Source organism: Parasphingorhabdus sp., from assembly GCF_049667325.1.
GTDB lineage: Bacteria > Pseudomonadota > Alphaproteobacteria > Sphingomonadales > Sphingomonadaceae > Parasphingorhabdus.
In genome coordinates, this window is sequence record NZ_JBATHY010000079.1 from 1 (window position 1) to 21004 (window position 21004).

Below are 21004 nucleotides of genomic sequence, written 5' to 3' on the forward strand. Positions count from 1 at the left end.
ATTGTGCTCGGCGAGGGATTCTGCGCTAAGCCGCTCCTGAAAAAGGTTGGACACATAATGTCACAGATGAACAAACCACCCATCTGGTTTTGGATAATCGGAGTTTTTGCGCTGCTCTGGAGCACCATGGGCCTTGCTGCCTATTTTCAGCATTATATGATGAATGCAGAGGATTTCGCTGCGCTCCGTCCGGAACAGCAGCAGTTGCTCGTCAGTCAGCCGTTCTGGTTGACCGCCGCTTTTGCCGTTGCGGTATTCGCTGGATTTATCGGTTCCATCTTGCTGCTCGCACGAAAACGTCTGTCCGTAAGAATGTTCCTGCTATCGATGGTCGCCGTTTTCATGCAATTTGGCGGCCTGTTTCTGGTTTTGGGATATGCGGACATACTGATCGGCGGCGAGTGGATAATGCCGATCCTGATCCCGATTTTCGCAGCCGGGCTTTACCTGTTCGCCCGCAAGGCGGAAAAAAAATCCATGCTCGCCTAGGTCGACGTACTGAACGGCGTGAAATTGGTATCTTCATCGTAAATGTCGATCCCTTCGCGGCGTTTGAGCCAACCCACCACCAGATAGGTCACCGGCGTCAGCACCGCCTCCCACAGCACTTTCAGCAGCCAGTTGGTCACCATCACGGTCATCACCACGGAAGGTTCCCATAGCCCCCAAAAGGCCAGCGGATAGAAAATCAGACTATCGACCCCCTGCCCCATGACCGTCGAGCCTATTGTTCGGCTCCACAGAGCCTTGCCCTGGGTCCAGACCTTCATTCGCGCCATCACGTAGCTGTTGACCAGTTCACCCGCCCAGAAGGCGACGATTGACGCCCCGATGATCCGCGGCACCTGACCGAACACGCTCTCATAAGCCGCCTGCCCTTCCCAGCCCTCTGCCGGCGGCAATGACACCACCACCCAGCTCATGAAAGCCATGAAGACCAGCGCCGCGAAACCGGCCCAGATCACCCGCCTCGCCCGGGCATAACCATAGACCTCTGTCAATATGTCGCCGATCACATAGCCAAGCGGAAAGAATAATATCCCCGCGCCATAGATCCATTGCTCGCCGCTGATCATGACGAAGGTCGGCTTCGCCGCGCCGATGACATTGGACAGCAGCAACACGGTCACAAAGGCCGCCATCACAAAGTCGTAATAATGAAACCGGTGGCCGGCCTGGCTGGAGGCGGAGGTGCGGACAATGGGGCGATCGGTCATCGGCGGACCTTAGCCAAGGTGCGAGACAATTCAACATTTATGGCGGTCGATACAGATCGCGGTTTGCAGCCGGCCAAAAGACCGCTAAAGCGCATGGAAATTACGCGCCCGTAGCTCATCTGGATAGAGCGCGAGACTTCTAATCTTGAGGCAGCAGGTTCGAGTCCTGCCGGGCGCACCATTTTTCCTATTTTTTGAAACCGCGCTGGACCGCGTCCATGGACTCCGACGTGATCGGATAGCCGATGCCTTCCGGGATGCACAAATGGACTTTACCGTCGCGTTTCTCGATGCTCGGGGAAACCATCACCGGCGGGTGGGCCTTGCTATGGGCAACCGCCTCGTCAAACGATCCGAATTGCGCGAGCCGCTCGAGATTGCGCTTCGTCGGGAAGATGATCTTTACCTCACCGGCTTCGGCGCGATCCAGAACCGATTGCGCGTTGCCCCAGAACAGGTTGTAATTTTCGGTTTCGTCGACCGTGGCCTGCGCCTTGTGGTCATCGTGTGAAATCATGTAGAATCGAGTGTCGAATACCCGTTTTTCGGCAAAGGGAGGGCACCAGCGCGAGAACGGTATCAGCTTTTCGAGTTCCAGCTGCCAGTCATATTGATTGCAGATATCGGCCAGAACTGTTCCGCTGTTTAGCGCATCTCGCGCCTCCGAAACACGCTTGGCGTCGAGATTGCCTTCCACCGCGACTGCAATGCCGGTTTCCTCGATCGATTCACGGATCGCAGCGATGCGCGCGCCATATTCGTCAAAATCGTCATGGCCGAGTGCCTTGGCAAAATCGAAATCCGCATCATCAATCCGGCCGCCGGGAAAAACCGCGGCACCCGCAGCAAAAACCATTTTGGCCGAGCGCTCGACCATCAGCAGATCGGGCGCTGCGCTGCCAGGTTGATCGCGGAATATCACCAGCGTCGACGCGGGAATAGGCTGGGGCATCGGCTTGCCCGTTAGAGCATCCATGGCTGGCGCTTCGCTGTTGGTCGTTGGATCAGTCATAGTCTCCTATGAACAGCAAGCCGCTGCTTTTGCCAAGTGATTTGATTGCTGACGGTCGGCACAATCCGATTTGCCAAAAATCTGTCGCCGTGGCAGGATCACCGGATGGGACTTGTCGAGCTATTGGGATTGGCCGGTAGCGTCAGCCTGATAGCAGGCTGGCGGCTGTATCTAACCGTCTTTGTTACCGGCTTGGCCATGCGGTTACAGTGGATCAGTCTGCCGGAGCATCTGCAGTTCCTTGATGCCCTAGCCAATCCCTGGGTTCTGGCGATCAGCGCGCTCGGAGCGCTGGCCGAATTTTTCGCCGACAAGATTCTTTGGCTCGACTCGATCTGGGATACGGTTCACACCGCGATCCGGCCATTGGGAGGTGCCCTGCTGGCGCTGGCGGTGGTTGATGCCAACGACCCGGCATGGCAGGTGGTGGTCTTTCTGTTGGGCGGCGGAGCAGCCCTGATGAGCCACGGCGCGAAAGCAGGAGCACGTGCGCTCGTCAACACCAGCCCGGAACCGGTCAGCAACGCGGTCGTCTCGACCGGAGAAGACATCGCGACTGGCGGCTTGCTGTTCCTGGCATTCGCCAATCCGGTTGCCGCACTGATCATCGCTTCGCTGCTGCTGATCCTGTGCATTTTTCTGGTCTACAAAGGGTATAGGCTCTGGCGACAAATCGTTTCCAGCGGAAGCTAGCCGGCGATTGTCAGCCGGGATACGAAGCGCAAGATACAGAGGAAAAAATGGTCGGGGAGACAGGATTTGAACCTGCGACCCCCTGTACCCAAAACAGGTGCGCTACCAGGCTGCGCCACTCCCCGACGCGCGCTTCCCCTAGGCGGTGCTTTTGCGAAAAGCAAAGGGTTTTTCACGCTTCTTTTTTGTCGCTGCTCATCGAGTGAGCCATTCGCGACGTCGCAGAAAAAATGGTGGGCCCGGAGGGATTCGAACCCCCGACCTAGCCGTTATGAGCGGCCAGCTCTAACCAACTGAGCTACAGGCCCATATGAGCAGCTTTTTCCAGGCAAATCTCAATGGAATGGTGCGATAGCGGAAGCCGTAACGATTTGGCAAGACCGATCATCGCAAATCGTCAGGCTGGCAGTCAATCACTGTCTATGTGCCCAGAGCAGCCTGCAATATCCCGTCAATATCGACGGGTTTCACATTTCGTGCCTCTAGATGTTCTAACACTTCCCGCCACCACTCGTAGAAATCATCCAGATCTGCTTCCGTGCGGACATAAGGCGTATGGCCGGGTGCCAGCGATGGAGAATGAAAAGAAAAAACCAGCAACCGCAAGTCGTCATCCAGAGCAATATCGATGGCCTCTTTTGTTTCCCGCGCAGATATTCCTTCGGGTGTCAGCGGTATACGTTCGAGCATCTTGCTGCGGGAGAACAGCGCATTGACCAGGGGTGATTTTTCCATGATCGCCGCCGCAAAACCGGGTTGTTTGCGGAGCAGTCCCGAATAGACGGTCGTCAGGGGCACTTCGAGCAGACGTCCTTCCCCTCCCCACCAATATGGCTCCGAACCGACCGACAGAAAATCCGGACCACCTTGCGCGCTATAATCAAAACGCGGCCTGATGCTGCTGTCCATCACAAAGCCATGTTTGATCAAAATCTCGGTCGTATGCGGACCTATTCCATATCGCCCGGCACGGTAAGTGACGGGAGTGATGCCTGTTTTGTCGCGAATGGCATCCCGTAGCGCCACCAGCTTCTCTTCCTCCAGCTCTTTCGGCAAATTGCCTGCGAAGCTGTTGTAGACATTGACCGGCTCTTCGAACGGCGGGTTGACCCATGGATGGAGATGAACACCGATCGTTGCGCTTTGTCGCTCCGCAACGGTCTTCAGGAACGCCGCAGCCGTGTCATCCTGAATGATAGCATAATCGACAAAATAGGCCGGTTTTATCCCGTAAGCCTCAACAAAATCTTGAAATTCTTGAAGTTTGGGAACCGATACCGTGGTATGGCCGTCGCTCTGGAACGGCGCGTCCCAGTCAAATTCTTCTTCCGTGTCGATTGAGATCAGAAAACGTCGACCAAATTCTGCCGGCCATTTAAGTTCACGGCCTGATCTATGGACTTTCATCGGCTGGTGTTCTTGAGCAGTGATTTCGGACAGCTCCGTTTTGCCTTTTTTGCCGGGAAACAACTTGTCAGGCGGGTAGCCTATTCCAATTCCGTTTCCCGAATAGTGGATTTGCTAGTCGTCGCCGCTGGCAGGGTCAAGGCAATGTTGTCCTTGTTAATCGTCAGCGAGCCGCCTGCTGCCTGCGCCAGATTCCGCACCAACCGCAACGAGAAACCAAGGCCGAGCAGTGAAGATTCGCCGACCTCGCCATCGATACCCTGCGACGGATCGAGCAGGATGCTTTCGGCGATATCCTTTATCCGGGAAGGACGCGAAAGGGTGAACTGGTTGGTTGGCTGCACACCTATCCGTGTCCGCAACTCGCCCTTCAGAGTCTCGCCATTTTCGCAGGAGATGATCGCCGCCGACAACAGTCGGGCAAAAATCCGCTCGACCGATTCACCGTCCAGCGCGAACGGCCTAATCGGCTCTGCCTTGCTGATATTGAGATCGACCACCTTGCTTTGTGTCAGCCCCTGCAGCCGCTGCGTCATGCGTTCAAACAGCCAGTCCGCTTTGGTACTTCCCACAGAGTCCGGCAATTGTCCCGAATCAACTTTCACGGCGATGTCGAGATCTTCAAATCCCGCCAACAACCGTCTCGCTTCATCCATGATGTTGCGCGCCAGCGACCGATATTCAAAGGATGCCGGTCCGAAAAGCTGTTGCTCGATAATTTCGCTAAACCCGATCACCGCGTTCAAAGGGGTCCGCAGTTCATGGATCAGTTGCTGGAGCTGTTCCCGGCGTTCAAGGTCGATTCTGCTACGTCCCGCGTCCTCGGCGATATTCGGTCGCCGCATGATTCCGCGATAGCCTTCGAACCGACCGGTTTCTTCGCTGAAATAAGGGATGGCACTCATCCGCCAGTCGCCGGCAACGATCGATGCGCCGCACAGCCGCATGCGCGCGTTCTCCATCGGCATCCGCTGGCGAAAGGCGGCGGCACCATATGCGTCCGGACCGGGTCCTTCGTCAAAGGCCGGCTGGGCTATGGTAACACCGACAATCGCCCCGACCGGAGGCCCTTCGGTCCACACAATCGTGCCGGACTCGTCGGTTTCAAACCTGATGGCTTCGAGTGATTCGGCGAAAAAACCTGTGTTGCCGCTTTCGCTCGTCGCCGGGCGCAGCGTTTCGACAGTTCGGTTCCTCTGGTAGTCCGCGATTTTTTCAACCAGCGCGCTGATCTGGGATCCTTCGTTTTGCTCGTCGGTGTTGCTGGACACGCTTTCGCGGGATTCTTCCGGCGTACTTTTGTCGGCACCACCACCGGCGAGATCGGACTTGCTCCCGAATGCCGAAGTCGCGGCGGCGGGTTTCTGATCTGCAAATTCAAAGCCTTGTGATTGCAAAAGTTCTTGCGCGCGTCGGGACAGCCGGGGAAAAGCATCCGCGCAAATTTCCGGTGTCAGGTCCGCCGCGGCTATCGCTGCATCACAGATAGAGTCGCTGTCCGCGCTCAAATAAACCAGCAAGGGAGCCGATCGCAATCGGCCGTTCAAGGATCGCACTGCCGCCAAGCGATCAGGTTCGGAAACGCGGGTATGGAGAGCGTTCAGCCTGGTCAGTCCGGCTTGTACGTCCTGATTGGCCAGGTCTCCGGGTTTTTGCGCCAAAAGATCGATCACCTGCCGCCATTGCGTAGCAGCAGCATTGCCTTCCGGCAGGCTCACCTTGAGCACGGTGTTCAGGCGGTCATCGAAGCGCAATATTGGATCCCGATAATCTTTGTTATACACGGTTGTTAACTGGGTAATAACCTTTTCCCGAGGCGACCGGAAGCTAGGAAAATTTCACGTCACAATGTGGGACATGGGAGAAAGCGTTGCCTGGTGTGCTTATTATATTATAACGATCAAATGATTCGCGAACGGAAATTACATCGCTATGGCTGATACGAACCTTGACGAAATTGATTTGAAAATCTTGCAGCGGCTACAAAATGATGGCCGGATCACCAATGTTGAGCTTGCAAACAGTGTCGGCCTAACAGCTCCTCCCTGTCTTCGCCGGATGCGGGCACTTGAAGACGAGGGTGTCATCAAATCCTATCACGCTGCGATTGACCCTGCCAAAATGGGATACACAATCACTGTTTTTGCGATGGTCAGCCTGAAAAGTCAGGCGGAAATCGATCTGCAGGCGTTCGAAAATCATGTGCAAAAGCTCCCCGAAGTGCGGGAATGCTATATGCTGAACGGTGAAATCGATTTTATGTTGAAAGTGGTCGCCAAGGATCGTCAGCAGTTTCAGAGCTTCCTGACCAGTGAGCTTACCGCAGCCCCGAATGTGGCCAGCGTAAAAACATCGCTCACCATCCGGTCAGCCAAACATCTGCCGGGAGTTCCGATCGAGCGATAAAAAAAAGGCGCCAATGGCGCCCTTTTTTCTATACATATCCGTGCAGACTAGGTGGTCGGCTCCGCTGCAGCCACCGTAGGCGCGGTTGGTGCAGCCGGTGCGGCTTGCTGGCTGATCCACGTTTTCCACATATTGGCAAGCGGGGCGCGGGTTCCGGAAACTTTTGCAAATGCCTGGGTCGCCGCTTCGAAATTGCCGGCGTAGGCGTGAGCGGTACCGATGCCCATGTATCCGCGATCCATATCGGCTCCTGATCTGGAAAGCCCGGCTTCATAAAAAGCCACCGCCTTGCCAAAATCTTTGTAACCCAGCCAGACGTCGGCAAAGTTCATCATCACCGAACTGCTTCCGGATCCCCGTACACCGCTTGGTTGGCTGGGCAGTGATGCCCGGTCAGCCGACACTTCGCGCCGCGCAGGTGTGAGAAGTTCAGCGACAAGCGGGTTGGTCGAACTGATCAGACCTTTTTGTTGTCCTTCTTCGAGGACGCCGACCACTTCACCGAACAGGTTTTTGCGCTGCGCTTCTTCGGCAAATTCTTTATAGTCACGTACCGTCTTGAGAGCGCCGGTTGCCTTCATGAACCGCAATACCTCAAGATTCTGGACACTGTCGGATTGCGACGTACGACGGCTTGCTGCCACGGCATCACCCCAGGAATCTCCCGAAGGGTAAGCCGAAGCCCATTTTGCAGCCCAAGCGGAGTAAAAATCCAAATTTTTACTTGCGAGAGCGCGATCGCGGGCCATTCGGTACCAGGATTCCGGCGCCTTGGTGCCCGACGCATTGGCGTTGCGGAGGATTTCTTCCCATTTTGCCAAGCCTTCGGGATACATGTTCCGTTTGAAATAGGTCTCCGGCAGCAATGGTTCGATGTTGTTCGCGCGATAACCGGCGTCATAGGCCGTCTGGAACCGTTGTTGAGCTTCGGCCCACCGTTCGGCACCATAGGCGAAATTACCGGCAAAAAAGTTGAAGGAAGGCGCCTGCTCCGCACTGGTGCGTCCGCTATCGAGCGAGGCGATAATACCTTTTTCCTGCAGGACCACATCTTTCAATGTTCCGCCCAATTGGATCGCGAGCTGGCCCGCGACAAAGCGATCATCGGGGGCCAATGTTTCGGCAAGCAGAGCTTCCACCAGCGGCTTGGCGGCTGCAGGGGTTTCGGTCGCCATAGCGGCCTGAATTTCAGCCACCTTTGGCCGGACTTCCTTGCTAATCTGAATTTCGGATTTTTCTTCCTTTTTCTTCTTCTTTTTTGCTGCCTGAGCTTCCTGCGGTATTGCTGTTATTGCCAGCGCACCCGCGGTAGCCAAAGCCACGGCCATGGAAAAATGAGATAAAAAACGCATGAATATCCTCCGGATGAATTATTATATGGGAGAAACGAATTCTCCTGAATATGGTTGCACCACACCGTCTTGGCCTTATTACCAAGCTTTCACCGCTTTTCTAGAGTGAATCCGCTGAATAGGGGTTGAACGGCTGCAGTTCCGTACCAGCGACGACCATTCCATATAGCATAATGAGGTAAAATAGTGTGCTTGCAATTATTTCTCCCGCCAAATCTCTGGACTTTAAATCCGCCATTCCGCCAGTCGCGTCAACCGAGAACCGCTTTCCTGACGAAACCGAACGGCTAGCGAACGCAATCGGAAATCTGACCACCAAGAAACTGAAGTCGATCATGCCGGTTTCCGACAATCTGATCGCTCTCAATCAACAACGCTACCGCGAATTTTTCGATCAACCGGAACGACCGGCAATTTATGCCTACAACGGCGATGTCTATACCGGATTCGAGGCGGGCAGCATCAGCGAGGAAGCTATGACCTTTGCGCAGGGCCATCTGCGAATTCTCTCGGGGCTTTACGGGTTGCTCCGCCCCCTCGACCCGATACGCCCCCATCGCCTGGAAATGGGCACGAAATGGGCACCGCGCTACAGCAAGCTGACCGATTTCTGGAAGGACAAAATTGCCAAGGCACTGGCGGAGGATCTCGAACAAAGCGAAAGCGCAATCATCGTCAATCTCGCGAGTAACGAATATTGGGCGTCGGTCAAACCGCATGTCGCAAAATTGCCGGCACAAATTATCGAGGTGGATTTCCGCAAAGACAGTCCCGACGGTCCCAGGTTCATAAGCTTCGAAGCAAAGCGCGCGCGCGGTATGATGGCGCGCTATATTTGTGAAAATCACCTGACCGACCCGGATATGCTCAAGGGCTTTGACTATGATGGATACCGGTTTGATGCGGATGGCAGCACAGAACGCAGCCTCCGCTTCCTGCGCACATGACCGGAAAATCCGCTGTCATTTTTGGCGTGACCGGCGGGATCGGTGCGGCGGTTGCCGATGCGCTCGAATCCGATGGTCGATTTGAGTCCATAATCCGGTTTTCCCGGTCGGACGACAGTCCGGTCGCTGTCGACCTGACGTCGGAGGCGAGCATTGAGGAAGCGGCTGCGTGGATAACCGACAACAAGATTTTACCTTCGCTGGTCTTTGTCGCCACCGGCTTGCTTCACGATGACAAAAAAGGTCCCGAAAAAAGTCTTCGTCAGCTTGATGCCGACTGGCTGATGAAAAACTATCAGATCAATGCCGTCGGACCGGCCCTTATCGCAAAGCATTTCTTACCGCTAATGGACCGCAAAACGATGTCCAGATTCGCTGCGCTATCTGCCCGGGTCGGCAGTATTTCTGACAATCGGTTCGGCGGCTGGTACGGTTACAGGGCATCCAAGGCGGCGCTCAATATGATAATCCGCAATCTGGCGATAGAATGGTCTCGCAAGAACGACCAGTCGATAATCGTGGCACTTCACCCCGGCACGGTCGACACAGCGCTGAGTGCACCTTTCCAGAGCAACGTTCCTTCCGGAAAACTGTTTGAGCCTGAACGCGCGGCCCGTCATCTTCTCAATGTTCTCGACAGGCTGGAACCCGCCGACAGCGGGAAAATTTTCGCGTGGGATGGAGCGGAAATCCAGCCCTGATTCCGGCACTGTATTATTATTGTAAAACTGGCCCGAAAGACTGGCTTTTGCCGGTCCCTTCGCCTAGAACAACCGACAAGAAAAATCCCATGAAAAAGGCCCGTTTGTGAACGAACAAACCACTCCACCGTCACCTTCGAATATCGAACCGATAGACATCGTCGACGAGATGAAATCCAGCTATATGGATTATGCCATGTCGGTGATCGTCAGCCGCGCATTGCCAGACGTACGCGATGGCCTGAAGCCGGTTCACCGCCGGATATTATTTGCCGCGCAAGAAGGCGGGATGGTCGCAGGACGACCCTATCGCAAATGCGCGAAAATCGTCGGTGACGTGATGGGCAATTATCACCCCCATGGCGACAGCGCGATCTACATGGCGCTCGCCCGTATGACCCAGGACTGGTCGATGCGCGTGCCGTTGATCGACGGTCAGGGTAATTTTGGTTCGATGGATCCGGATATGCCGGCATCGATGCGTTACACCGAAGCGCGGCTCAACAAGGTGTCCAACTTCCTGCTTAACGATCTCGACAAGGATACCGTTAATTTCGTTCCCAATTATGACGGCAGCCTGCAGGAGCCAAGCGTGCTCCCTGCCCGTTTCCCGAACCTGCTAGTCAACGGCGCCGGCGGCATCGCGGTCGGCATGGCGACCAATATTCCGCCGCATAATCTCGGCGAGGTCATCAACGCCAGCCTTGCCTACATCGAGAATCCCGGGATTACGATTGACGAGTTGATCGAGATCATCCCCGGACCCGACTTTCCGACCGCACCGCTAATCCTGGGCCAATCCGGCGCACGTTCTGCCTATAGGGACGGCCGTGGATCGATCATGATGCGCGCGCGTCATGTGATCGAGGAAGGTCGCGGCGACAAGCGCTCGATCGTCCTGACTTCAATCCCTTTCCAGGTGGGCAAGTCCGGCCTCGTCGAAAAAATCGCCGAAGCCGCGAAAGACAAGCGTATCGAAGGTGTCTCCGACATTCGCGACGAATCGAGCCGTGCCGGTGTCCGTGTGGTGATCGAGCTCAAGCGCGATGCAACGGCAGATGTCGTGCTCAACCAGATATGGCGATTCACTCCCGCCCAGTCGAGCTTTCCGGCAAATATGCTAGCCATTCGCGGCGGACGGCCCGAAGTACTCAATCTGCGCGACATCATCGAATCATTCATCACCTTCCGCGAAGAAGTCATTACACGACGGACCAAGTTCGAACTCAACAAGGCCCGCGAACGGGCGCATATCTTGCTCGGTCTGGTGGTAGCGGTCACCAATATGGACGAAGTCGTGCGGATCATCCGCGGGTCTTCAACCCCGGCAGAAGCCCGCGAAGCCCTGCTGCAACGCGAGTGGCCGATTGACGAGATCGCCGCCTACATCAAGCTGGTCGAGGCGATCGAGACCGAGATCGAAGGCGATAGCTACAAATTGTCACAGGTTCAGGTCAAGGCGATCCTGGACCTGCGTCTACAGAAACTCACGGCGCTCGGCCGCGAAGAAATCGGCGACGAGCTTAAGGAACTGGCGGCGGCGATCGAGGAATATCTCGCAATTCTCGCCGACCGCGAAAAACTCTATGCCGTGATGCGCGAAGAGCTGGAACAGGTGCGCGACGAATTTGCCACACCGCGTCTGTCAGAAATCACCGCTGCCTGGGACGGACTCGAAGACGAAGACCTGATGGAACGGTCCGAAATGGTCGTCACCGTTACCCATGGCGGCTATATCAAACGGACTCCGCTCGACACATTCCGCGCCCAGCGCCGCGGCGGCAAGGGCCGCGCCGGCATGGCCACCAAGGATGAAGATGCGATCACCGAGCTGTTCGTGACATCAACCCATACACCGGTCTTGTTCTTCTCGACCCACGGCAAAGTCTACCGTCTCAAGGTCTGGAAGCTGCCGGAAGGCGGACCGCAGACCAAAGGACGACCGATGGTCAACCTGCTTCCGCTGGCGGATGGAGAGACAATCTCAACGGTATTGCCGTTGCCCGAAGACGAAGCCGAATGGGCCAATCTCCACGTCATGTTCGCCACTGCCAAGGGCGGTGTGCGGCGCAACAGCATGGACAGCTTTACCAACGTACCATCCAACGGCAAATTTGCGATGAAATTTGACGAGGAAAGCGATGATCACCTGATCGGCGTTAAATTGCTGGCTGACAATGACGACGTTTTGCTCGCGACCAAGAATGGCAAGGCAATCCGGTTCGCCGGTGACGCGGTGCGCTCTTTCCAGAGCCGGACATCCACCGGTGTTCGCGGTATTGCACTAAAGGGCGACGACGAGGTCATCTCGCTGTCGGTGTTGCGCGGTTTTGAAGCGTCAACCGAGGAACGCGACCAGTATCTCAAGGCTGCTCCATGGAAAGACAACGAAAACGCACCCGAGCTTTCTTCGGAACGCATCGCCGAATTTGAGGAAATGGAAGACTTCATCCTCACCGTCTGTACAAATGGCTATGGCAAGCGCTCGAGCGCTTATGAATATCGCCAGTCCGGGCGCGGCGGTCAGGGCATTCTCAATATTGACAATATCAAGCGCAACGGCACGGTTGTCGCCAGTTTCCGCGCGACCGACGACGAACAGGTAATGCTGGTAACCGACCAGGCCAAGCTCATTCGTATGAAAGTCGCGGATATGCGGGTAATCGGACGCAATAGTTCAGGCGTCAAATTGTTCGATGTCGCCAAAGGCGAACATGTCGTCGGCGCAGCCAAGATTGACGAGGAAGAAGAGCCGGAGAACGAAGCGGAAGAGGCGGTGGCTGACGAATTGGCTGCAGGCGACGCTCCGGAAGAAGCTACGACTGAGCCAGAATCCGACGACGATCCGGAGACATGACAACCGGCGCGCCGATCTTTCTTGTGAAGGACGGCGCGCTGAGCTGGCCTGAAATCGCCACGATGCGGGAACAGATTTACCCGCCCGAAAAACTGATAGATACACCGATGCACGGCATCGAATGGGCACATCCGCAAAGACGTGTGTTGCTCTATGTTGACGATTCTGTGCGAGCGGTTGCCGGTGTTCATGAGCGCGAAATCCTGTGCGACGGACAGAAACTGCAGGTTGCGGGAATTGGCGGGGTCATGACCGACCCGAAATTTCAGGGCGGGGGTTATGGCAAACAGGTCATGCGCCATCTCGTCACTCTTTTGAAGACGGAGGCGCAAAGTGCATTCGGCCTGCTGTTCTGCGAAGACCATAATGTAGAATTTTACCGCAAACTGGCCTGGTCCCTGTTTGACGGCGATATGGTGGTTGAGCAGGGCGGAAAAACCGGTGCATTTTCCTTCCCCAATGTCATGGTGCTACCATTAAACGAACCAGCCCCGGTTACGGGATACCTGGATTTATGCGGCCCGCCATGGTGAAACTGCTCGACTGCTTCGGAAGTTAGGGAGAGAATTTATGTCGATTACAATTACGCCATCTGGCCAAGCCTGCGGGGCCGAGGTCACCGGAATTGATCTGTCCCAACCGCTCGCTGACAAGCAGATAACGGACATAAGATCAGCCTGGCTGGACCATCATGTTCTGTCCTTCCCGAACCAGACGATGACCGACGACGATCTGGAGCGGTTCACGCTCTCTTTCGGCGACTTCGGGCACGATCCGTTTTTCGATCCTATCGCCGGCCGCAAACATATTGCGGCAATCCGGCGTGACGCGGACGAGAAAAGCCCTCTGTTCGCGGAAAACTGGCACAGCGACTGGAGTTTTCAGACAGAGCCACCCGCAGGAACCTGCCTGTTGGGCATCACCATCCCCCCGATCGGCGGCGATACATTATTTGCCAACCAGCATGCAGCGCTCGATGCGATGCCCCCCGAAATGCGCGCCCGATACAAAGGTTTGACCGCGATTCACAGCGCAAAAATGGCTTATGCCCCCGATGGTGCCTATGGCGAAAAGGACGAAGGCCGCAGTATGGCGATCCGTCCCGATGAATCGGCGCGCGCCACCCAAACCCATCCGCTCATCCGCGAACATCCGGAAACCGGCCGCCCGGGGCTGTTCAGTTGTCTGGGCTATATTATCGGCTTTGAAGGCGTGTCACCGGCGGAGGCCCTGCCTTTGCTCCAGCAACTATACGTCTGGCAAAGCCGTGAGGAGTTTATCTATCGTCACAAATGGCAACCAGATATGCTGGTCATGTGGGACAATCGTTCAGTGCTGCACTGCGCGACCGGTGGTTATGACGGCCACGACCGGTTGCTGCACCGGACCACGATTGCCGCTTATCAGACGTGAACCGGGTCGGCGCTGTCCGCGGCCATTTCGTGACGCAGCGTGGCGACGATGCCGGTCGCGATCATGAACTGGCCGAAATAATATAAGGGCCAGACCAGAATATCCGGAATGATGCTGGTTTCCAGAGGTCCCATTCTGGCAAAGATCAGTAGATCGGAGACCAGAAACAGGATCGCACCGATGCCGACCTGATAGCGCGAGAATCGGCTGGTCCACGCCATGGCGGCCATCGCCGCGACCGACAGGCAATAGATAGCGATTCCCGGCGCCTCGGCTCGGTCCGAAGGCAATGTCCACGCAATCAGCACCGAAAGCGGCACCAATATGATTGCGAAGATTTTCTGGCTGAACCCCAGTTTATGACGGCGGAAACGGGAGTAGAAAGCAATCGCCAGCAAATGGCCGGCCATGAACGCGCCGGCACCGAAAACCAGGTCATATTCAAGTGCCATGTCCCCGACCGCGCCGAGAGCCATGATCGCGCCAACAATTTTGCCGTCGAGGCGATGCAGCCGGACCAGCGCGTAAATCGCAAGAAATCCGACGCCAGCCCCTTTCCACGCCATGAGATAGAGGCCGGGAATATTGCTATCTTTAACAAAGAAATAGCTGATCCCGAACAGCAGGCTCAACAACAGAAATGGTCTGGATTCGGCAAATGCGCTTTTCATAGGAATGTCATCGTCCCCTCTTCAGAATCGCCTCTATCATGCAACAAGCATGACTGCCAGATTGACATTAGAGTCTTACCACAACACTAAGGCCCGCATGACAGATGTACATATCATTGGTGGCGGACTCGCGGGGTCCGAAGCAGCATGGCAACTCGCGGAACAGGGCATCAAGGTGCGCCTTTCCGAGATGCGTGGTGGCGGCGACATGACCCCGGCCCACCAGACAGAGGGCCTTGCCGAACTGGTTTGCTCTAACAGCTTCCGTTCGGATGATGCAGAAAGAAATGCAGTCGGACTGTTGCATCAGGAAATGCGCGATCTGAATTCGATCATCATCGGCGAAGGCGACAAGCATCGTCTCCCTGCGGGCTCCGCCTTGGCGGTTGACCGGGATCATTTCTCCGAAGGCGTGACCAAACGGCTGAGCGAGCATCCCAATATCGAGATTGTCCGCGAGCGGATCGATCAGCTGCCCGAAAGCGGCCTGACGATTGTCGCCACCGGGCCTCTTACCGCCATGTCGCTCGCCGAAAGCATCGGCGCCGCGACCGGCGAGGACTCGCTTGCCTTTTTTGATGCGATTGCGCCGATCGTCTTCAAGGACAGCATTAACATGGATATCGCCTGGATGCAGTCGCGCTGGGACAAGGTCGGGCCGGAAGGCGATGGCAAGGACTATATCAACTGCCCGATGGATCAGGAGCAATATCAAGCCTTCATCCAGGGTCTGCTCGACGGTGAAAAGACTGATTTCAAACAGTGGGAAAAAGACACGCCCTATTTCGAAGGCTGTATGCCGATCGAAGTGATGGCTTCGCGCGGTCCAGAGACCCTGCGCTTCGGGCCGATGAAACCGGTTGGCCTGACCAATTCGCACACCGGCGGCAAAGCCTATGCGGTTGTCCAGCTCCGGCAGGACAATGCCCTCGGCACATTGTGGAATATGGTCGGCTTTCAAACCAAATTGAAATATGGCGCCCAGGCTGATCTTCTCAAGACAATTCCCGGCCTGGAAAATGCCGAATTCGCACGGATGGGCGGTCTGCACCGGAACACGTTTATCAATGCGCCCAAATTGCTCGACAGGGAGCTGCGTCTCAAGAAAGCGCCGCATATTCGCTTTGCGGGCCAGATCACCGGCTGCGAAGGCTATGTAGAAAGTTCGGCTGTCGGGCTGATGGTGGGCCGGATGGTCGCTGCCGAAATTCGCGGCGAGCCTTTCACCCCGCCCCCGCAGACCACCGCTTTCGGAGCATTGCTCTCCCATATTACGGGCGGCGCCGATGCCCGTGACTATCAGCCGATGAACGTCAATTTCGGTCTTTTCCCGCCTTTTGAACAGCGCGTCAAAAAGAAGGAACGCAAGGAAGCCTACACCGCGAGAGCCCGCGAAGATTTCGCCAAATGGCTCCACCCTCTGTCGGAAAAGGGACTGCAACTCGCCTAGGGTCAGGATTTAGCATTTGCACCGCGGCGCAGAACGCTTTGGCCGTGTGGTTCGAAACTCGGTGCGGGTTAGCTGATCATTGCCGTTGGCGTCGGCGCCGGCGAAACGGTTGCTTGTGGCAACCGCCCATTCTTCGAATGTCAGCAGATTATTGCCGTCCTTGTCGAGTTTGCGGAATGAATCGGTACGGCTGCTCATCATTTCCAGGCGTGTGACAATTTCATCCCGGTTGCGATCATAGCGATTGAACCGCATTTCCTCGCGCGAAGCCTTATAGGCTTTGGGTGGCGTCGGCGGTGCAGGTCCGATCATGTCCGCATCCAGTGCGGCTACCGGCAAGCCCTCGGGCTCCGCCTGTTCAGGTGGCGGCAGAGCGTCCGGGATCGGATTATCCTGTCCCTGTGCACCGATCCAGATGAACAGGCCCGCCGTCATCAACAACATCATACCGGCTGCCCCGGCGGCAAATTTCTTCATAAGCGCTATCCGCAGATCAGCAGCTGTCGATTTATCGGCCAGCGATTCCGTGCCAGATGATGCGCGCGGCGCTGGCCGGACTATAGAGATCGGCAGCCAGTTGCCCCTTCCTAACATCGCGGATCATCAGTTTGCAGAGGATTGAGAGCGGTCGTCCGCTTCTGTCAAAATCCGTACGCGGGTGCGATTTCAGAATTTCCGTACTGCGCCCGAAGGCGGACAACCGCATCTTTGCGTCCGAACAATGGCGGGCAAAGTCCCATAGCGCCCATGCCCGGCCCTGCTCGGCCTGACTTTCGGTCAATGCCTCCGTGCCTGCCAAACCAAATCCGAAAAACCCGCAACCCCGCGCTGTGGCGTAGTTTTGAAACTGCCGGTCATCCCATGGAAAGTCATCGAGCATGGCTTCCCATCCATCGAGCAATGTCAAAAGAGGAGTGAGGCTTTCCCCCTTGCCTTCGAGCAGATTGATTTGTTCGACCAGCGGTTCGCCCATAGGCCGCTCGGCCGCTGGCTTGGTTAAAATATCCCGCCACCAGGTTAACCGCATCTGGCCAATCAAAATTTCCGAGGTTGAGCGTACTACTTCCGCGAATCGTGCATCCAGCGCAAATAACAGCGCATAACGGTCACGGTCGCTCGATCTGGCATAAGCGACAATCAGTCTTTTAAGGGGTTCCAGTTCTGTCAACGCATCACTCATTGTGCTGCGGTCGCCAGTTTTCCCCGTAAAATCAAGGTAAAGATGGCTTTAACCAGTCCTGTTGCCCCACCGCTAACCCTTTTCCCCCTAATTGGCATGTTCAAATTGCATTATTTCAGGGGGCCGGTCCGAATGGTTGGCAAGACAAAAAGAAATTCCACGTTAGCCTTGTTGAAGGCACTACGGTCCGACACCGCCGGTAACGTCTATGCTATGGCGACTGCGGCCCTGTTCCCGATAGCCGGGATCATCGGCGGCGGCGTTGATATAGGGCGTGCCTATATGGCCCAGGCCCGCTTGCAACAGGCTTGTGACGCCGGCGCGCTCGCCGGCCGTCGCTCGATGTCGGGGGCTTATATGTCCACTGCTGATGCTGTGGAATCGCGCAAATTTTTCGATTTCAACTTTCCTGAAGGGTCCTTCGATACTGACCCGTTTGTCACGATTAACGGAGAGGCCAATCCGCGATTTGTCGATGGCCCGGGCGACAAGACCGTAAACGGCTTTGCCGAAACCACGCTGAACACGTCGATCATGCGGATCTTCGGATATCAGAAAATGACGCTGAAGGTTGATTGCTCGAGCCGCCTCGACATCGGCAATGTCGATGTGATGATGGTGCTCGACGTAACCGGATCGATGAGCTCGTCAGCCAGCGGCGGTGGCACCAGAATTTCTGGCCTGAAGTCTGCGGTCGAGGATTTCTACGATATTCTCGGCAGCGGCGGTGGTGCCCAGGGCAGCCAGATCCGATACGGGTTCATGCCCTATAATGCGATGATCAATGTCGGTGAAACATTATATGACGAAAATCCGGCTTGGCTTGTTGGCGGTGTCGGGACCAGCATTGAAGACAAATGGAACTATCAGACTCGGCGGGCCCACTGGATTGTTCCAGGCACGAATAAGGTCGTCAGTTACGAGCAAATCAATGTCGCCGGTGCAAATGGCAATGATCGTGATGCATGCGAAGACGATTTTGGGCGAAACAGGTCCACCCCTCCTATCTGGAATCCAAGCGACAGCGGATATGGTTCCGGCACTCCGCTGACTCAAGGTGGCAAATATTACGAATTCAGCTATTACAGTTACAATCGGGTAAGCAGCAGCAACAAGATTTGCAAACGCAAGGTCGAAAGATATGATTCTCCGCCGGTCAAGACAACTACATGGCAACCTGGCGCGGTGTTCGATTTCTGGGAATATGACGAGTTCGATCATGACGTCTCGGCCTATGTTGCATCGGTAAAAACGGGAAATCCGGCCGCGTTGCGACCTACGCTCTACAATACCCCAGCGAACAACACCCATGGCCCGTCCGAGCGATGGGATGGCTGTATTGAAGAACGCGACACCTATTCTAATATCGAATCCACCACCAACGCGATACCGGTCAATGCCTATGATCTGGATATTGACCTGATCCCGACCAACAAGGCGACCCGTTGGCGGCCATATTGGGGCGGTGTAGAATATCTGCGAAATGGAAACCAGGCGAGCGATTCAAGTTGCCCTACTGCGGGAAGACGTCTCGCGGAATATGACAGCTATGACTCCGACCCCGGCCTGGATTCCGATGGCAACACGATTTATTCGGGCAACCTGAAAAACTATATCAATGGCCTGAGCCCGAATGGGAATACCAATCACACCATTGGCATGATCTGGGGCGCGCGCTTCCTGTCACCCACAGGCCTGTTCGCCACAGAAAACTCCAAGTCTAAAAACGGGTTCAACATCTCCCGCCACCTCATCTTCATGACCGATGGTGATTTGAACGTCTATCCCGACAGATATAATGTTTATGGCTATAACGATCTGGATGGCCGTCTCGGACCGACAAACATAGGCAAGACGGAATATGAAGCAAGGCAGGCCCAGCGCTTCCAGTTGATGTGCCAGGCCGTGAAGGCGCAGGGCGTAACGGTCTGGGTTATCCAGTTCACCGGCAGCTCGACCATCCAAACGCATCTTAAAAACTGCGCGACCAGCGATAGCCATGCCGCGGCTGCCACCAGCAACGCTTCGCTCCAGACTGCATTTGGCGATATCGCAAAAACTATTGGCGGACTGAGGTTGTCGAAATGATCAGATCGATGAGAACAAGACTTCGCATATTGTCAGATGAATCTGGCGCGACCCTGGTCGAGTTCGGCCTTGTTGCCGGGCCGTTCATACTCATGCTGCTGGGCATTATGGATCTGGGGTATCGCGGATATGTCGATACGGTATCCAAATCCGTTCTGCATCAGGTTGCGCGCGACGCCTCAACCGGCGAAATGACGGTCGCCGAGATCGAGCAGCAGGTCAACGATGGTCTGGATGATCTCGTCCTCAAAAATGCCGTCATCGATGTGACAGCGCAAAGCTATTTCGATTTCACCAATGTTGGCAAACCGGAAAAACTGACAACCGATAATAACAACAACGGTGAAGTGGATCCCGGTGACTGTTACATCGACAACAACAAAAATGATGAATTCGATATCGACTATGGCATCGCGGGGACCGGTGGTCCCGATGATATTGTGAGCTATAATATTGAAATTACATCACCGCGTCTCTTTCCGCTGGCATCGATGATCGGGCTGGCCGAAACGATAACGATCTCCAACAGTACTGCGGTGCGCAATCAACCGTTTGGCGCGCAGGTCGACCTTGTCGAAACCTGCGTATCGGACCTGGGCTAAAAGGAGGCGAAATGAAAATGGGTAACTTGTCAAAAATCAATGTCTCCAAAATGACCGACCGATTCAAAAATCTGCCGATCGTCGAAGACACAAGCGGTCTTGCGCTTCTTGAATTTGCCTTTACCGCACCGGTAATGCTGCTCATCGGTATGGCCGGGATGGAAACCGCCAATCTCGCGATCGCCCATCTCCAGGTCAGCCAGATCGCAATGCTGGTCGCCGATAACGCGTCGCGGGCACGGGAATCTATCGACGAAGCGGATATCCGCGAAATATTTACCGGCGCACATCTCACCGGCGACGCGATCGATTTCTCTCCCAACGCACGGATCATTCTCTCTAGCCTGGAAGATAATGGCAGATCAGGATCCGACAAGGGCCAATGGATACGCTGGCAGCGCTGCTATGGCGGAAACACCAATTTCGTATCCACCCACGGCGATGAAGATGACGGAAAAACCGATTCCTGCCTGGCGGGTGGAATCGGGCCAACCGGGAAAAAAATATCAGCCGCCGGTTCAACCGCGATCAATTTTGCCGAAGTCGTATACGATTACAAACCGCTGGTTTCAGATCGTTTTTTTGGGGATACCGTCATTCGCTATGAAAGTGCGTTTGTCGCGCGAGAACGCGACGACCATGCGATGAAAAACGCCAGTTCCATTCCGAGCGGCGAATTGTGGAAATGCAATGTCTACGCGACGATAGACAACCCGCCCAGCTAAGAATATTGGGCGGGCGGCTTAGCCCTCACATTTTCCCAATCTAGCGATAACAGACTTTTTTAACCGCCGCGATGATCCGCGCGCTGTCGATCAGGGCCGCTTTCTCCAGATTGGCTGCATATGGCAACGGGACATCTTCGTTGGTCACCCGCATCACTGGGGCATCAAGATCATCAAAGCCTTCTTCCATACAGACAGCGATAATCTCGCTCGCAATGGAGCAGGTTGGCCAACCTTCCTCGGCAACCACCATCCGGTTTGTTTTGGTTAGACTTTTCAGCAC

The 21004-nt window shown here is 55.4% G+C and carries 21 protein-coding genes and 3 tRNA genes; 13 read left to right on the plus strand and 11 right to left on the minus strand.

Features of this window, described 5'->3' with window-relative positions:
• The coding region (locus WBM93_RS04405) for a hypothetical protein (RefSeq protein WP_424428680.1) at window positions 1-489 on the plus strand (489 nt) is incomplete at its 5' end.
• On the opposite strand, the gene WBM93_RS04410 is transcribed toward WBM93_RS04405, so the two are convergent.
• Window positions 486-1217 carry a queuosine precursor transporter gene (locus tag WBM93_RS04410; RefSeq protein ID WP_424428683.1) on the minus strand — a complete coding sequence of 244 codons (732 nt, stop codon included), beginning with the start codon at window positions 1215-1217 and terminating at the stop codon, window positions 486-488. The two genes, WBM93_RS04405 and WBM93_RS04410, sit on opposite strands and share 4 nt — an antisense overlap.
• Window positions 1218-1321: 104 nt before the next feature.
• On the opposite strand from WBM93_RS04410, the gene WBM93_RS04415 reads away from it, so the two are divergent.
• Window positions 1322-1398 (plus strand) — tRNA-Arg (locus WBM93_RS04415).
• Window positions 1399-1404: 6 nt separating this feature from the next.
• On the opposite strand, the gene WBM93_RS04420 is transcribed toward WBM93_RS04415, so the two are convergent.
• Window positions 1405-2229, minus strand: coding sequence for an NUDIX hydrolase (locus WBM93_RS04420; RefSeq protein WP_424428686.1), 825 nt, complete (start codon window positions 2227-2229; stop codon window positions 1405-1407).
• Window positions 2230-2334: 105 nt separating this feature from the next.
• Between WBM93_RS04420 and WBM93_RS04425 the strand changes: the two genes are divergently transcribed.
• Entirely contained in the window at window positions 2335-2922 is a 588-nt protein-coding gene (locus tag WBM93_RS04425; RefSeq protein WP_424428689.1) for a DUF4126 domain-containing protein, read from the plus strand.
• A gap of 48 nt (window positions 2923-2970) precedes the next feature.
• On the opposite strand, the gene WBM93_RS04430 is transcribed toward WBM93_RS04425, so the two are convergent.
• The 4 genes from WBM93_RS04430 to WBM93_RS04445 all read right to left on the minus strand — a co-directional run bounded on the left by WBM93_RS04430 (window position 2971) and on the right by WBM93_RS04445 (window position 6083).
• A tRNA-Pro gene (locus WBM93_RS04430) sits at window positions 2971-3047 on the minus strand.
• Window positions 3048-3153: 106 nt separating this feature from the next.
• Window positions 3154-3230 (minus strand) — tRNA-Ile (locus tag WBM93_RS04435).
• 112 nt (window positions 3231-3342) lie between these two features.
• Window positions 3343-4329, minus strand: a complete 987-nt coding sequence (locus WBM93_RS04440) for a polysaccharide deacetylase family protein (protein WP_424428692.1) — start codon at window positions 4327-4329, stop codon at window positions 3343-3345.
• An 80-nt stretch (window positions 4330-4409) separates the two neighbouring features.
• Window positions 4410-6083 (minus strand): sensor histidine kinase, encoded by a 1674-nt coding sequence (locus WBM93_RS04445; protein ID WP_424428695.1) that lies wholly within the window; start codon window positions 6081-6083, stop codon window positions 4410-4412.
• Between the two features lie 178 nt (window positions 6084-6261).
• Between WBM93_RS04445 and WBM93_RS04450 the strand changes: the two genes are divergently transcribed.
• Window positions 6262-6735, plus strand: a complete 474-nt coding sequence (locus WBM93_RS04450) for an Lrp/AsnC family transcriptional regulator (RefSeq protein ID WP_424428697.1) — start codon at window positions 6262-6264, stop codon at window positions 6733-6735.
• Window positions 6736-6782: 47 nt separating this feature from the next.
• On the opposite strand, the gene WBM93_RS04455 is transcribed toward WBM93_RS04450, so the two are convergent.
• Window positions 6783-8087 carry a hypothetical protein gene (locus WBM93_RS04455; protein WP_424428700.1) on the minus strand — a complete coding sequence of 435 codons (1305 nt, stop codon included), beginning with the start codon at window positions 8085-8087 and terminating at the stop codon, window positions 6783-6785.
• A 188-nt stretch (window positions 8088-8275) separates the two neighbouring features.
• On the opposite strand from WBM93_RS04455, the gene WBM93_RS04460 reads away from it, so the two are divergent.
• The 5 genes from WBM93_RS04460 to WBM93_RS04480 all read left to right on the plus strand — a co-directional run bounded on the left by WBM93_RS04460 (window position 8276) and on the right by WBM93_RS04480 (window position 14005).
• Window positions 8276-9034, plus strand: a complete 759-nt coding sequence (locus WBM93_RS04460) for a YaaA family protein (protein ID WP_424428703.1) — start codon at window positions 8276-8278, stop codon at window positions 9032-9034.
• The gene (locus WBM93_RS04465; protein ID WP_424428706.1) at window positions 9031-9735 is read left to right on the plus strand and encodes an SDR family NAD(P)-dependent oxidoreductase; all 705 of its coding nucleotides are present in this window, start codon (window positions 9031-9033) and stop codon (window positions 9733-9735) included. The genes WBM93_RS04460 and WBM93_RS04465 overlap by 4 nt, the downstream gene beginning before the upstream one ends.
• 169 nt (window positions 9736-9904) lie before the next feature.
• Complete coding sequence (gene gyrA / locus WBM93_RS04470; RefSeq protein WP_424428738.1) at window positions 9905-12592, plus strand: DNA gyrase subunit A; 2688 nt, start codon at window positions 9905-9907, stop codon at window positions 12590-12592.
• Window positions 12589-13125 (plus strand): GNAT family N-acetyltransferase, encoded by a 537-nt coding sequence (locus WBM93_RS04475; protein WP_424428709.1) that lies wholly within the window; start codon window positions 12589-12591, stop codon window positions 13123-13125. The genes gyrA and WBM93_RS04475 overlap by 4 nt, the downstream gene beginning before the upstream one ends.
• A gap of 37 nt (window positions 13126-13162) precedes the next feature.
• Window positions 13163-14005, plus strand: coding sequence for a TauD/TfdA dioxygenase family protein (locus tag WBM93_RS04480; protein ID WP_424428712.1), 843 nt, complete (start codon window positions 13163-13165; stop codon window positions 14003-14005).
• Here WBM93_RS04480 and WBM93_RS04485 read toward each other — a convergent pair.
• Window positions 13996-14676 carry a lysoplasmalogenase gene (locus tag WBM93_RS04485; protein ID WP_424428715.1) on the minus strand — a complete coding sequence of 227 codons (681 nt, stop codon included), beginning with the start codon at window positions 14674-14676 and terminating at the stop codon, window positions 13996-13998. The genes WBM93_RS04480 and WBM93_RS04485 overlap by 10 nt on opposite strands.
• A 97-nt stretch (window positions 14677-14773) precedes the next feature.
• Here WBM93_RS04485 and trmFO point away from each other — a divergent pair, with 97 nt between their 5' ends.
• Window positions 14774-16126, plus strand: coding sequence for a methylenetetrahydrofolate--tRNA-(uracil(54)-C(5))-methyltransferase (FADH(2)-oxidizing) TrmFO (gene trmFO, locus WBM93_RS04490; protein WP_424428718.1), 1353 nt, complete (start codon window positions 14774-14776; stop codon window positions 16124-16126).
• Between the two features lie 9 nt (window positions 16127-16135).
• On the opposite strand, the gene WBM93_RS04495 is transcribed toward trmFO, so the two are convergent.
• Together WBM93_RS04495 and WBM93_RS04500 are read right to left on the minus strand one after the other, a co-directional pair.
• Window positions 16136-16603 (minus strand): hypothetical protein, encoded by a 468-nt coding sequence (locus WBM93_RS04495; RefSeq protein ID WP_424428721.1) that lies wholly within the window; start codon window positions 16601-16603, stop codon window positions 16136-16138.
• 31 nt (window positions 16604-16634) lie between these two features.
• On the minus strand, window positions 16635-17306 hold the full coding sequence (locus tag WBM93_RS04500; protein WP_424428724.1) for a hypothetical protein: 672 nt from the start codon (window positions 17304-17306) through the stop codon (window positions 16635-16637).
• Between the two features lie 168 nt (window positions 17307-17474).
• On the opposite strand from WBM93_RS04500, the gene WBM93_RS04505 reads away from it, so the two are divergent.
• The 3 genes from WBM93_RS04505 to WBM93_RS04515 are packed head-to-tail and all read left to right on the plus strand — an operon-like array spanning window position 17475 to window position 20721.
• Window positions 17475-19394, plus strand: coding sequence for a pilus assembly protein TadG-related protein (locus WBM93_RS04505; RefSeq protein ID WP_424428727.1), 1920 nt, complete (start codon window positions 17475-17477; stop codon window positions 19392-19394).
• 8 nt (window positions 19395-19402) lie between these two features.
• Window positions 19403-19996, plus strand: a complete 594-nt coding sequence (locus WBM93_RS04510; RefSeq protein ID WP_424428730.1) for a TadE/TadG family type IV pilus assembly protein — start codon at window positions 19403-19405, stop codon at window positions 19994-19996.
• Window positions 19997-20007: 11 nt separating this feature from the next.
• The gene (locus WBM93_RS04515) at window positions 20008-20721 is read left to right on the plus strand and encodes a TadE/TadG family type IV pilus assembly protein (protein ID WP_424428733.1); all 714 of its coding nucleotides are present in this window, start codon (window positions 20008-20010) and stop codon (window positions 20719-20721) included.
• Between the two features lie 40 nt (window positions 20722-20761).
• Here WBM93_RS04515 and WBM93_RS04520 read toward each other — a convergent pair.
• Window positions 20762-21004 (minus strand): transketolase C-terminal domain-containing protein (locus tag WBM93_RS04520; protein ID WP_424428736.1); only part of this gene is annotated, 243 nt, incomplete at its 5' end.

What these genes read in the sequence shown, in the direction of transcription:
- WBM93_RS04410 (WP_424428683.1), bottom strand. Translation starts at nt 1,217, where the DNA reads ATGACCGATCGCCCCATTGTCCGCACCTCCGCCTCCAGCCAGGCCGGC.
- WBM93_RS04420 (WP_424428686.1), bottom strand. Translation starts at nt 2,229, where the DNA reads ATGACTGATCCAACGACCAACAGCGAAGCGCCAGCCATGGATGCTCTA.
- WBM93_RS04425 (WP_424428689.1), top strand. Translation starts at nt 2,335, where the DNA reads ATGGGACTTGTCGAGCTATTGGGATTGGCCGGTAGCGTCAGCCTGATA.
- WBM93_RS04440 (WP_424428692.1), bottom strand. Translation starts at nt 4,329, where the DNA reads ATGAAAGTCCATAGATCAGGCCGTGAACTTAAATGGCCGGCAGAATTT.
- WBM93_RS04450 (WP_424428697.1), top strand. Translation starts at nt 6,262, where the DNA reads ATGGCTGATACGAACCTTGACGAAATTGATTTGAAAATCTTGCAGCGG.
- WBM93_RS04455 (WP_424428700.1), bottom strand. Translation starts at nt 8,087, where the DNA reads ATGCGTTTTTTATCTCATTTTTCCATGGCCGTGGCTTTGGCTACCGCG.
- WBM93_RS04465 (WP_424428706.1), top strand. Translation starts at nt 9,031, where the DNA reads ATGACCGGAAAATCCGCTGTCATTTTTGGCGTGACCGGCGGGATCGGT.
- gyrA (WP_424428738.1), top strand. Translation starts at nt 9,905, where the DNA reads ATGAAATCCAGCTATATGGATTATGCCATGTCGGTGATCGTCAGCCGC.
- WBM93_RS04475 (WP_424428709.1), top strand. Translation starts at nt 12,589, where the DNA reads ATGACAACCGGCGCGCCGATCTTTCTTGTGAAGGACGGCGCGCTGAGC.
- WBM93_RS04480 (WP_424428712.1), top strand. Translation starts at nt 13,163, where the DNA reads ATGTCGATTACAATTACGCCATCTGGCCAAGCCTGCGGGGCCGAGGTC.
- WBM93_RS04485 (WP_424428715.1), bottom strand. Translation starts at nt 14,676, where the DNA reads ATGAAAAGCGCATTTGCCGAATCCAGACCATTTCTGTTGTTGAGCCTG.
- trmFO (WP_424428718.1), top strand. Translation starts at nt 14,774, where the DNA reads ATGACAGATGTACATATCATTGGTGGCGGACTCGCGGGGTCCGAAGCA.
- WBM93_RS04495 (WP_424428721.1), bottom strand. Translation starts at nt 16,603, where the DNA reads ATGAAGAAATTTGCCGCCGGGGCAGCCGGTATGATGTTGTTGATGACG.
- WBM93_RS04500 (WP_424428724.1), bottom strand. Translation starts at nt 17,306, where the DNA reads ATGAGTGATGCGTTGACAGAACTGGAACCCCTTAAAAGACTGATTGTC.
- WBM93_RS04510 (WP_424428730.1), top strand. Translation starts at nt 19,403, where the DNA reads ATGAGAACAAGACTTCGCATATTGTCAGATGAATCTGGCGCGACCCTG.
- WBM93_RS04515 (WP_424428733.1), top strand. Translation starts at nt 20,008, where the DNA reads ATGAAAATGGGTAACTTGTCAAAAATCAATGTCTCCAAAATGACCGAC.